This window comes from Pseudomonas sp. PVC-3-1, assembly GCF_057444315.1.
In genome coordinates this window covers 5,741,635-5,752,349 of sequence record NZ_CM172023.1, presented here as the reverse complement: position 1 = coordinate 5,752,349, position 10,715 = coordinate 5,741,635, and the positions used below count along the sequence as shown (strand labels likewise).

Here is a 10,715-nt window from a genome sequence, read left to right as displayed (position 1 = left end):
GATGCTGAGCGCGGAACTGAAGGCGTTCTACCGGGTGGCGAAGCTGGGCAGCATCACCCAGGCGGCGAAGAAACTCGGCCTCAGCCAGCCGACCGTGACCACCCAGATCCGCAACCTGGAAAGCCAGTACGCGGTGGAGCTGTTCTATCGCGGCGGCCGCCGTCTGACCCTGAGCGACGAGGGCGCACGCCTGTTGCCGATGGTCGAAGCGCTGCTTCAGCAGGAAGCCGACATCGAGTTCTACCTGCGCAACTGCGGGCAGATGCAGGGTGCCCTGCGTATCGGCGCCACCTCTCCTTATTATGTGCTCGGGCTGATCAAGAGCTTCCGCGAGCGCTTCCCGCAGATCGAGGTCTCGGTGGAGATCGGCAACTCCCAACAGGTACTCGAATCGCTGATCGAATGCCGGGTCGACCTCGCGGCCTCCTCGCAGCAGGTGGACGACGCGCGCCTGACCCGCGTGGTGCTGGGCAGCGACCCGCTGGTGCTGGCGGTGCACCGGAGCCACCCGCTGGCGGCCCTGCAGTCGGTCAACCTGGGCGACCTGCGCAGCCATTGCCTGCTGATGCGCGAGGCCGGTTCCACCACCCGCCAGCTGACTGAGGCAATGTTGCGGCAGGCCGGCGTGGTGCCGGCCTCGATGCTGGAGATCGGCAGCCGCGAATCAATCCGCGAGGCGGTGATCCGCAACCTGGGCGTGAGCATCATCGCCCGCCAGGAAGTGCCGGATAACCCGCAGCTTTGCGTGCTGGAGATCAAGGGCGCGAGCCTGATCGACGAATACCTGTACTGCCTGAAGGATCGCCGGCAGGCGCGTCTGCCGAGTGCGTTTCTGGCCCTTGCCCAGTCGTAGAAGCGGTTTTTTGTAGGAGCGAGCTTGCTCGCGAACCCGTCCAACGCCGGAGCCGTCGGAAATTCCGTTCGCGAGCAAACGCGCTCCTACAGGACTCCCTGGCGCCGGGGTTTCTCGCGGGGGCGGACTTTGCCCGTGCTTGGCCGATCAGCTCGCCAGCAGCGGCGGCATCGGGCAATCCAGGATATCCGCCACCGCCCGCATCAATTCCGCCTCACCGGCGGTGATCTGGCCGTCGTGTTCCACGCAACGGGCCATAGCCTTGAGCAGTTGCGGTTTCTGCAGCGGGCGCAGTTGCTCCAGCTGTTTCAGCGCGGTTTCCAGATCGCGCAGGGTCGCGGCGGCCGGCAGCGGGCGGGGCGCGAAGGGCAGGCTATTCCAGGCATCGGCGAAGGCCTGCTCGGTCTGCAGGTCGCTGGTTTCTCCGACACGGGCGAGGAAGGACAGCAGCGTCGCGCAGGCGTCGGACAGGTCCGCCAGTGCCACATTGCCGATTTTCCCGCTGCCCGGCAGCAGGTTGCGCTCGATGATGCGAAGCAGGGTCCATTCCAGCAGGTTGACCTTGCCGTCCATCTTGATCAGCAGCGCCATGTTCTCGCGCACGGCGAGGAATGCCTTGGTGTCCAGCTGCTTGAGCGCCGGCATGGCCAGGTCCAGCAGCGGCAGGCGCTGACCGGGGTCGAGCCGCAGCAGCGATTCTTCCAGCAGGTCCAGTTGCAGCGCCAGGCTCAGGTTCAGGCGCTGCTTGATCGCTTCCAGCTGGCGCGCGCGCAGGCCGGGCTCGCTGTCCAGCAGCAGGCCGTAGACCAATGCTTGGGCGCCTTCGCTGTCATGGGCGGCGCGTTGCAGGCGTTCATCCAGGCGCTGCAGGGTGCTGCGGGCTTCCTGCAGGTGCGCAACGGTGGGAGCACCGACAGCGGCCACGGCCACTTCCACGGCGCTGGACTGATAGGGCTGGCCAGTGACGGCGGCGGTCCAGGCGTCCTTGTTCATCAGCGCCACGTCCAGGCGCGGCTCGAACTTCGGGTAGCGACCGTCCCAACCCGGATCGACGCGGCGGATGCGGTCCTTGAGCGGCGGGTGGGTGTCGAACCAGCTGCTGCCCACACCGTCGCCGAAGTACAGGTGGCTGAACTCGGCGGCACGCGGTGCGCTGAGCAGGGCGCCCAGCGGGTTGCCGCCGATCTTCTTGAGGGCGCCGGCGATGGTCGAGGGATCGCGGGTGAACTGCACCGCCGAGGCGTCGGCCAGGTATTCGCGCTGGCGGCTGACGGAGGCCTTGATCAGTTGGCCGAAGAAGGTCCCGACATAGCCCAGCACGTAGAGCACCACGCCGGCGCCGATCACCAGCAGCACTACGCTGCCGCCACCGTTCTTGTCGTTGCTGCTGCTCCGACTGCTGATGCGGATGCCGCTGCTGGTTTCGCTCCAGCCGCGCAACAGCATGCCGCCGATCAAGCCGAGCAGGAGCATGCCGTGGAGCAGGGCGGTCAGCCGCGTATTGAGCAGCATGTCGCCGTGGTGGATATGGCTGAATTCGTGGGCGATCACGCCTTGCAGCTCGTTACGGTCGAGCTGTTCGATAGCGCCGCGGGTGATGCCGATCACCGCGTCGCGCGGGGTCAGGCCGGCGGCGAAGGCGTTGATCGAGCCGTCTTCCAGCACGTACACCGGCGGCACCGGCGAGCCGGAGGCCAGGGCCATTTCTTCGACCACGTTGAGCAGACGGCGCTCGTCGGCGTTGCCGGCGCTGAGATTGAGCAGGCGACCGCCCAGGCTCTCGGCCACCACCTTGCCGCCGGCGCTCAATTGCACCTGCTTGTACAGCGCGCCGAGGACGACCACGCCGATGATCACGGCGGCCACAGACAGGTACAGCTCCGGATCGGGCAGGGAGGCGCGCGAGGTCAGGTGCAGCGCCGGCTCACCCAGGTGACGCCAGAGCCAGCCCAGGGCGAAGCTGGTGATGGTCACGAGGCAGACCACTGCCACGGTCAGCAGCAGGACCAGGCGCCCGGTCTGCTTGCGGGCGCGGTCCTGGTGTTCGAAGAAGTTCATCGCGCGTCCTGCGCCGGCGTATCAGAAAGCGACTTTCGGCGCGGCCTGGATTTCCTTGCTGTCCTCGAACTCCAGCAGGCTGGCATCTTTGCTGTGGCCGTAGGTGGCGGCGAGGAAGTTGGCGGGGAAGGACTGGCGATAGGTGTTGTACTCCATCGCCGAGTCGTTGTATGCCTGGCGGGCGAAGGCGACCTTGTTCTCGGTGCTCGACAGCTCCTCGCTGACTTGTTGCAGGTTCTGCGAGGCCTTGAGGTCCGGGTAGGCTTCCAGGGTCACGTTCAAGCGGCCCATGGCACCGCCCAGGGCATTCTCGGCGGCGGCCAGTTGGGCCATGCGGCCGGCGTCGCCGGGTTGTTCGGAAGCGGCCTTCAGACCGGCCACCGCAGCGTTGCGGGCGGCGATCACTGCTTCCAGGGTCTCGCGCTCGTGCTTGAGGTAGGCCTTGGCGGTTTCCACCAGGTTGGGGATCAGGTCGTAGCGGCGCTTGAGCTGCACCTCGATCTGCGCGAAGGCGTTCTGGTAGCGGTTGCGCAGGGCGACCAGGCGGTTGAATACGCTGATCAGCAGGAAGATCACGCCAGCGATGATGGCGAGGGTGATGATCGAAGAAACGCTCATGGGATGTCCTTATCGGCAGGCGATCGAGCGTCGATCATAGCGGAAAGCCAGTTAAACGGGGCGCCTCGTTGCAGGGGGCGGGAGACTGGCCGCAGCGGTAGGAGCGAGCTTGCTCGCGAACCCACCTGGCACTACGGCATCAAGCGGTTCGCGAGCAAGCTCGCGCCTATAGGTTTTGCTCCGGATCAGCGGTTCAGGTACTCGGCAGTAGACACCACCTCGGCGTAGGCGAACGCCAGGGAGGCCATGTAGGCCGCATGCACCTGGGCTGCCGGAACCTTCACGCCGTTGAACTCCAGGTCCAGGGTAGCGCAGGCGTCGTGCAGCACGGTCACCGGGTAGCCGAAGTCAGCAGCGGCGCGCACCGCGCCATCCACGCACATGTGGCTCATGTGGCCGACCACCACCAGCGACTCTACGCCGTGCTGGTCGAGGATGGCCTTCAGGTCGGTGTCGCGGAAGGAGTTGACGAAGTGCTTGAGCACCACCGGCTCGCCGGACAGATTGGCCACCTTGCCGTGGATCTTTGCGCCGTCACTGCCGGGCGCGAAGAACGGGGCGTCGGCGCTTTCGAATTCGTGGCGCACATGTACTACCAGGTCACCGCGCTCGCGGAAGGCGGACAGTACCTTGGCGGCCTGGTCGGCGGCGGCTTCGATGCCGACCAGCGGCCACTTGCCGGAAGGGAAGTAGTCGTTCTGGATATCCACTAGGATGAGCGCTTGCTTTGCCATGTCCAAATTCCTTTGCGAGTGGTGAGGAAGTGGAGCCAGTATGGTTCGCCGCGCGTCCGGCGGGGATCAGGCGGAACGACAACAACCGGGGGAAAACTGACAATGGGTGTGCAACGAAGCGTCGTCGAGATCGGGTTGCTGCTCTATCCCGGTGTGCAGACGGCGGCGCTGCATGGGTTGACCGACCTGTTCGCGGTGGCTGAGCGCATCGCTGGCGAAGAGGCCGCGCAGCAGTTGCCGGCACTGCGCGTCAGCCATTGGTCCGGTGAGGACGGCGGCGAACCCCGGCGTGTGTTCGACACACATCCAGGCGCCCTGAGCCGCCTGGTCGCCGTGCTTGTACCGCCCTCACTGTTCGGCCTGCCCGACGCCACGCCGCTGCGCAACCTCACCGACTGGCTCGCTGCGCGCCACGGCGAGGGCGCCATCGTGGGCTCGGTGTGTATCGGCGGGCTGCTGGTGGCCGAGGCCGGGCTGCTCGACGGGCGCAGCGCCACCGCCCACTGGAGCGGAGCGGAGGCCTTCGCCCAACGCTTCCCGCTTGTGCGCCTGGAACCGCACAAGCCGATGGTGGATGACGGCGACCTGATCACCTCGGCCGGGCTGATGGCCTGGTCCGACCTTGGCCTGCGCATCGTCGACCGCCTGCTCGGCCCGAGCATCGCCAACCGCACCGCGCGCTTCCTGGTGGTCGAGCACAGCGACAGCGCGCAGCAATGCGGCAGCAACTTCGCGCCACTGCTGGGCCACGGCGACGCTGCCATCCTCAGGGTGCAGCATTGGCTGCAGGGCAACGGCGCGGTGGACGTCAGCCTCGCCGCCATGGCCGCCCAGGCCGGGCTGGAGGAGCGCACCTTCCTGCGCCGTTTCCGTGCCGCCACCGGACTCAAGCCGACCGAGTACTGCCAGCACCTGCGAGTGGGCAAGGCGCGAGAGCTGCTGGAGTTCACCAACGGCACGGTCGACCACATCGCCTACACGGTTGGCTACCTTGATCCGGGTTCGTTCCGCAGCACCTTCCGCAAGATCACCGGGATGGCGCCGAGCGATTACCGCAAGCGCTTCGGCGCCAAGCCAGCCGAGGTCGCGCTCAGGGACTGACCGATGGCGTGTCCGCCGCCTGCTGCAGCATCTGCGCGAGCAGCGGTGCATATTCGGCGTCGGTCATCGCCGGGTGCACCTGCAGGTGCATCAGGTCGGTCCACTGCAACATCCAGCGCTGTACATCGAGCGGGTTCTCGGCCTCCGCCAGGCCGAAGCCGAGCATGTGGCCCATGGCGTGCCAGCGGCCGACCAGCTTCACCCCGGACGGTGGCTGGCCGCCGGTCTTGAGGAAGCGCTGGATGATCCTGTCGCGGTTTTCGATGGGGATGGTCCAGTTCACCAGATAAAGCATGTCGCACCTCCGGCCCGACTCCGGGCTTCGATGGACGCGGACCCGAACCGGCGACGCCGCCAGAGCCGCGCCTGTGTATCCCAGGCGTGACAGTCTCCGGCTGGGAGCGGCGTTCTTCCGACAGGCATAGCAGCACCCAGCGAAGCGGGCGCGGCCACTGATCGGCGGCCGCCAAGGCAGGTGATCGACGGTCACACCCAGCGATCATTCTCCGCCGTGCGCTCACCGCCCGCATCGCCGGTGTTCGGCACGCCGCGCGGTTCGATCAGCATCACCTGTACTTCGTGCTCGGCGTAGGGCTTGTGCTCGACACCGCGCGGTACGACGTACAGCTCCCCGGCTCGCAGAGTCAGCGGCCCGTCGCGGAAGTCGATGCGCAGTTCGCCGTCGAGCACGATGAAGGTCTCGTCGGTGTCGGCGTGGCTGTGCCAGACGAAATCGCCGTGCAGCTTCACCACCTTGAACTGGTAGTCGTTCATCTCGGCAATCACTCGCGGCTGCCAGGTTTCGTGGATAAGCGCGAGCTTGTTCTGCAGGTTGATCGGTTGGCGTTGGGTCACGGTTGATTCTCCTTTTTTGATTGGGCTGACACTAAGGCCGCCCCGGCAAGCGGTCTTGCAGGAACTTGCGCTTCGATCGCCCAGGCATTGACTTCATCGGGTTGCCACCCCCGTCCTTGGTGCAGACAATCGGACCTTGGTCCGTCAGAAAGGAGGTGCCATCCCATGGCGCAGAACATCTACGACAACCCCGAATTCTTCGCCGGCTACGCCCAGCTGCCGCGCTCGCAGCACGGCCTGGACGGCGCGCCGGAGTGGGCCTCGCTGCGCGCGTTGCTGCCGCCGCTGGAGGGGCTCGATGTGGTCGACCTTGGCTGCGGCTACGGCTGGTTCTGCCGATATGCGGCGGAGCAGGGCGCGCGCACGGTGAGCGGGCTGGACGTGTCACAGAAGATGCTCGACCGCGCACGGGAGACGACCGAGGCGGCGCAAGTGAGCTACTTCCGCGCCGACCTCGAGCAGCTTGAGCTGCCCACCGCGGCCTTCGATCTGGCCTACAGCTCGCTGACCCTGCATTACCTCGAGGATCTGCCGCATTTCTTCCGCAACGTGCACGACGCGTTGCGCCCTGGCGGCAGCCTGGTGTTCTCCATCGAGCACCCGATCTACATGGCGTCGCGCAATCCCGGCTGGATCGTCGAAAAAGACGGCCGCCGCTGCTGGCCGGTGGACCATTACCAGGACGAAGGCGAGCGCCGCACCGACTGGCTGGCCAAGAGTGTGCTCAAGCATCACCGCACCCTTGGCAGCATCCTCAATGCCATGATCGGCGCGGGGCTGACGCTGCGCCACGTCGAGGACTGGGGGCCGAGTGCAGAACAGGTGCTGGCCAACCCGGCATTGGCGCAAGAGCGTGAGCGGCCGATGTTGCTGCTGGTCGCCGCGCAGCGCTGAGGAGCGAAAAACCGGCGACTATGCTCAGAACATTGCACCCGTTTCTTGCCGGAGATTGCCATGTCGCAGCCCTTGCCCGCCGTTCGCCCCAGCGTGATTCCCTGCCTGCGCTACCGCGATGCGCCGCAGGCCATCGACTGGCTGTGCGCCACCTTCGGTTTCCAGCGCCAACTGGTGGTCGCCGATGACCATGGCGGCATCGCCCATGCGCAGCTGGCGCTGGCCGACGGCAGTGGGCTGGTGATGCTCGGCTCGCTGCACGACAACGAGTACGGCCGGCTGATGCGCCAGCCCGACGAGATCGGCGGTTGCACCCAGAGCATCTACGTGGTGGTCAGGGACGCCGAGGTGCTGTATCGCGCGGCGGTGAACGGCGGCGCGCAGATCGTCATCGACATCAAGGACGAGGACTACGGCGGCCAGGGCTTCACCTGCCGTGATCCGGAAGGGCATATCTGGAGCTTCGGCACCTACGATCCGTGGCACTGACGGCGACGTTCGCAACATCCTGCCCAACCCCCGTGCTTGACGCTTTCCCACCCGCAATGTTGATATGCGCCCCGTTTCAGGTGCCCCCCGCCGCCGTGCGTGGGGTGAAACGGGAAGCCGGTGCGTCGCCTTCGTGCGATCAGTCCGGCGCTGCCCCCGCAACGGTAAGCGAGCGGAGCATCCACTAGGCCACTGTGCGCAAGCATGGGAAGGCGGATGCCCCACGACCCTCGCAAGCCCGGAGACCGGCCTGGAACCTGTTTGGCAAACCCGCGGTGGGCGGGCGTGAGCCGGTTCCCGGGGCGCGCTCGTTCCGGGTGTCGCTGCGCCGCCTGCGAAATTTCTATTTCGAGGCGATCACCTTGCAACATTCTTCGTTCCTGAACCGGCGCGCCCCGCGCTGGACTCCCGTTCTCTCCCTCTGTGCCCTCAGCTCGCAGCTCGTTGCGGCGCCACTCGACCTGGCCGACGAGATCGTCAGCGCGCCTTCGGTGGAGTCCACCACCGTGGCCGACATGGCGCGCTACGGCAGCAAGCTGGAGGTCATCGACCGCCAGCAGATCGAGCGTGCCGGCCCCAGCGCCGACATCACCCGCGTGCTGCAGATGTACGTACCCGGCCTGTTCGTTGCGCCGAAGAACGGCCCGTTCGACTACGGGACCTACTCGCTGCTGGGCGGGCGCAACGACGACACGCTGATCCTGCTGGACGGCGTGCGCCTGAACAACCGCCTCTACGGCGGCATCTACATCGACACCCTGCCGACCACCGCCGTGGAGCGCATCGAAGTGCTCAAGGGCGGCCAGGGCCTGTTGTTCGGCACCCAGGCGGTGAGCGGGGTGATCAACATCGTCACCCGCAGTGCGCGTTCGCGCGAGGCGGCCGGTGAGGTGAACCTCGGCCTGGATACGTTCAAGGGTCGCAGCGGTGATGCCCGCGCGGAGCGAATCGTGCAGAACGGCCTGGGCGATCTCGGCCTGATGGCCTACGTCAGCCACAACCGCTCCGACGGCTACCAGCCTTACCGCGACCAGGACATGACCAGCACGGTCAGCGACAAGCGCCGCTCCTATGACGTCAACGTGTTCGGCGCCAAGGCCATCCAGGCCATCGGCGAGGCCTCGCGGTTGGAGCTGTTCTACCAGTACGCCGACGCCGAACTGGACTTCGCCCGCCCGACATCCAACCACCACACCAGCAACAACCGTATCCAGCAGATCGCCACGGCGACCTTCCAGCAGAGCGTCAGCGACGACTTCAGCTGGTTCGCCAAGACCCATATCAATGACTGGGACACCCGCTACGACCGCGTCTACAACCTGCAGGGCGGCGGCACCCAGGTGCTCAATCACAACGACTACTGGGGCTTTACCGACTGGGGCGCGCAGCTTGAGGGCAAGGCCAGGTTGGCCGGCGGCCACGAGCTGGTCTTCGGCAGCGACAACCAGTGGTACAAGGGCCAGGACGACGTGCTGATCATCGACAACGACAAGGCCGAGTCCCACGCGCTGTATGCCCAGCTGCGGCCGAACATCGAGGCGCTGCCCGACTGGCACCCGAGCCTGGGCGTGCGCCGCGAGGAAATCTCCGGCGGCGAGGGCGCCACGGTATGGATGCTCACCTCGCTCTACGACCTGACCCAGCAGCTCAAGCTGCGCGGCCAGTTCGGCACCGCCTTCAAGCTGCCCACCGCCGAGCAGTTGTTCGTCAACGAACCGGGCGATGAAGTCGGTAACCGTGACCTCAAGCCCGAGCGCAGCCGCAACGCCGAGTTGGGCCTGGATTACACCGGCGAGCTGTTCGACCAGCCGTGGAGCGGCAGCGTCACCCTGTTCCGCCGCGAGATCACCGACCTCATCACTCTCGCCGGCGACCAGTGGGTGAACGGCAACGGTGAGATCGAGGTACGCGGCGTGGAAGCCAACGGCCAGTGGCAGTTTGGCCGGCACTGGCAGGTCTCGGCCGACGCCACGCGCAACCTGGTGGACAGCCGTGACGGCGTGACGGTCAACAACATCCCGCACTTCTTCGCCCGCGTGCGTGCCGGCTACGACGACAACTTCTGGGGCGCCGGCCTCGCCACGCGCTACGTAGGCTCAATCGTCAGCGCCCAGGACGACGACTACGGCCATTACAGCGTGCTCGACGGCGACGCTTACCGCTACCTCGATGTGGCCCGCGCACACCGCCTGAGCCTGCTGCTGGAGAACCTGCTGGACCGCGACTACGCCACCGGCCGCACCAGTAACGGCATGCGTCAGGTGGACAACCTCGGCCGCCCACGCACCGCCGAACTTCGTTACACCTTCAGCTTCTGATGAAGGCCATCCTGCTGGTCGGCCCATTGGCCGGCGTCCAGGGCGAGCACCTGCAGCGCGCGGTATCGGCGCGTCTTGCCGGTGTCGAGATCATCGACACCGGCGAGGGTTTCGATTCGCTCTGGAGGCGGATGCGCGAGCTGTTCGCCGAGAATCGTCAGCTGTTGCTGGTGGACCTGGAGCCGAGCGCTGACGGTGCCTACCTGGACTGGTTGCGTGCCGAGCTGGCCGTGCTGTCGGCAGGCTATCCCCAGGCGCCGCCGCCCAGGATCACCGCATCGGCGCTTGGCCGGCGCGGGCTGGATGCGACGGCGGTACTGGCGGCGATTGACGATCCAGCGCAGCAGTTGGATTGCCAGGGCATCGGCGAGGTGCCGTCACAGCCGGACTGGTCCGCGCCGCCGCCGCACCGGCATCACCTGTTCCTCTGTACCGGGCCGCGCTGCGTGCGGCGCGGTGCGCTGCCGCTGTGGAAGACCTTGCGCCGCGAGCTGATCCGTCTCGATCTCTACGAGAACGGCGAGGGTGCCTTGCTGACCCGTACCGGTTGCCAATTTCCCTGCAATCGCGGGCCGGTGCTGACGGTCTATCCCGAGCGCGTCTGGTATGGCCTGCACAGTGACGAGCAGGTGTGTCGGGTGGTGCAGGAACACCTGCTTGATGGCGCGCCGGTGGCGGATTTGCGCGTGGATGACGAAGCATGAGGCCGGCATGGCTCTTTGTAGGAGCGAGCTTGCTCGCGAAGCGCTTGATGCCATCGGTGCCCGGTTTGGCTCGCGAGCAAGCTCGCTCCTA

The 10,715-nt window shown here is 66.5% G+C and carries 11 protein-coding genes and 1 riboswitch; of the genes, 6 read left to right on the top strand and 5 right to left on the bottom strand.

The genetic code is table 11. The features are described 5' to 3' along the window. Position 1: 1 nt before the first annotated feature. Entirely contained in the window at positions 2–853 is an 852-nt protein-coding gene (locus AC2T4A_RS26460; protein WP_486742167.1) for a LysR family transcriptional regulator, read from the top strand. Positions 854–1,000: 147 nt separating this feature from the next. Here AC2T4A_RS26460 and AC2T4A_RS26455 read toward each other — a convergent pair whose 3' ends face one another. The 3 genes from AC2T4A_RS26455 to AC2T4A_RS26445 form a co-directional block, all read right to left on the bottom strand. Continuing rightward, on the bottom strand, positions 1,001–2,911 hold the full coding sequence (locus AC2T4A_RS26455) for a M48 family metallopeptidase (RefSeq protein ID WP_486742166.1): 1,911 nt from the start codon (positions 2,909–2,911) through the stop codon (positions 1,001–1,003). A 21-nt stretch (positions 2,912–2,932) separates the two neighbouring features. Beyond that, on the bottom strand, positions 2,933–3,529 hold the full coding sequence (locus tag AC2T4A_RS26450; RefSeq protein ID WP_478377084.1) for a LemA family protein: 597 nt from the start codon (positions 3,527–3,529) through the stop codon (positions 2,933–2,935). Between the two features lie 185 nt (positions 3,530–3,714). Beyond that, positions 3,715–4,263 (bottom strand): cysteine hydrolase family protein, encoded by a 549-nt coding sequence (locus AC2T4A_RS26445; RefSeq protein ID WP_486742165.1) that lies wholly within the window; start codon positions 4,261–4,263, stop codon positions 3,715–3,717. A 102-nt stretch (positions 4,264–4,365) separates the two neighbouring features. On the opposite strand from AC2T4A_RS26445, the gene AC2T4A_RS26440 reads away from it, so the two are divergent. Then, a complete protein-coding gene (locus AC2T4A_RS26440) occupies positions 4,366–5,364 on the top strand; it encodes a GlxA family transcriptional regulator (RefSeq protein ID WP_416747861.1) in 999 nt (332 codons plus the stop codon). Here the strand turns inward: AC2T4A_RS26440 and AC2T4A_RS26435 are convergent. After that, positions 5,354–5,659, bottom strand: a complete 306-nt coding sequence (locus AC2T4A_RS26435; RefSeq protein WP_416747863.1) for a DUF3303 domain-containing protein — start codon at positions 5,657–5,659, stop codon at positions 5,354–5,356. The two genes, AC2T4A_RS26440 and AC2T4A_RS26435, sit on opposite strands and share 11 nt — an antisense overlap. A gap of 191 nt (positions 5,660–5,850) precedes the next feature. Continuing rightward, positions 5,851–6,219, bottom strand: coding sequence for a cupin domain-containing protein (locus tag AC2T4A_RS26430; RefSeq protein ID WP_478377081.1), 369 nt, complete (start codon positions 6,217–6,219; stop codon positions 5,851–5,853). 165 nt (positions 6,220–6,384) lie between these two features. Here AC2T4A_RS26430 and AC2T4A_RS26425 point away from each other — a divergent pair, with 165 nt between their 5' ends. The 4 genes from AC2T4A_RS26425 to AC2T4A_RS26410 all read left to right on the top strand — a co-directional run bounded on the left by AC2T4A_RS26425 (position 6,385) and on the right by AC2T4A_RS26410 (position 10,624). Next, a complete protein-coding gene (locus AC2T4A_RS26425) occupies positions 6,385–7,113 on the top strand; it encodes a class I SAM-dependent methyltransferase (protein WP_486742164.1) in 729 nt (242 codons plus the stop codon). A gap of 60 nt (positions 7,114–7,173) precedes the next feature. Beyond that, entirely contained in the window at positions 7,174–7,602 is a 429-nt protein-coding gene (locus tag AC2T4A_RS26420) for a VOC family protein (protein WP_416747869.1), read from the top strand. Between the two features lie 61 nt (positions 7,603–7,663). Next, positions 7,664–7,870, top strand: a riboswitch (cobalamin riboswitch). A gap of 94 nt (positions 7,871–7,964) precedes the next feature. Next, complete coding sequence (locus AC2T4A_RS26415; protein ID WP_416747871.1) at positions 7,965–9,920, top strand: TonB-dependent receptor plug domain-containing protein; 1,956 nt, start codon at positions 7,965–7,967, stop codon at positions 9,918–9,920. Next, positions 9,920–10,624, top strand: a complete 705-nt coding sequence (locus tag AC2T4A_RS26410; protein WP_486742163.1) for a (2Fe-2S) ferredoxin domain-containing protein — start codon at positions 9,920–9,922, stop codon at positions 10,622–10,624. Before AC2T4A_RS26415 ends, AC2T4A_RS26410 begins: the two co-directional genes overlap by 1 nt. Positions 10,625–10,715 lie beyond the last annotated feature (91 nt).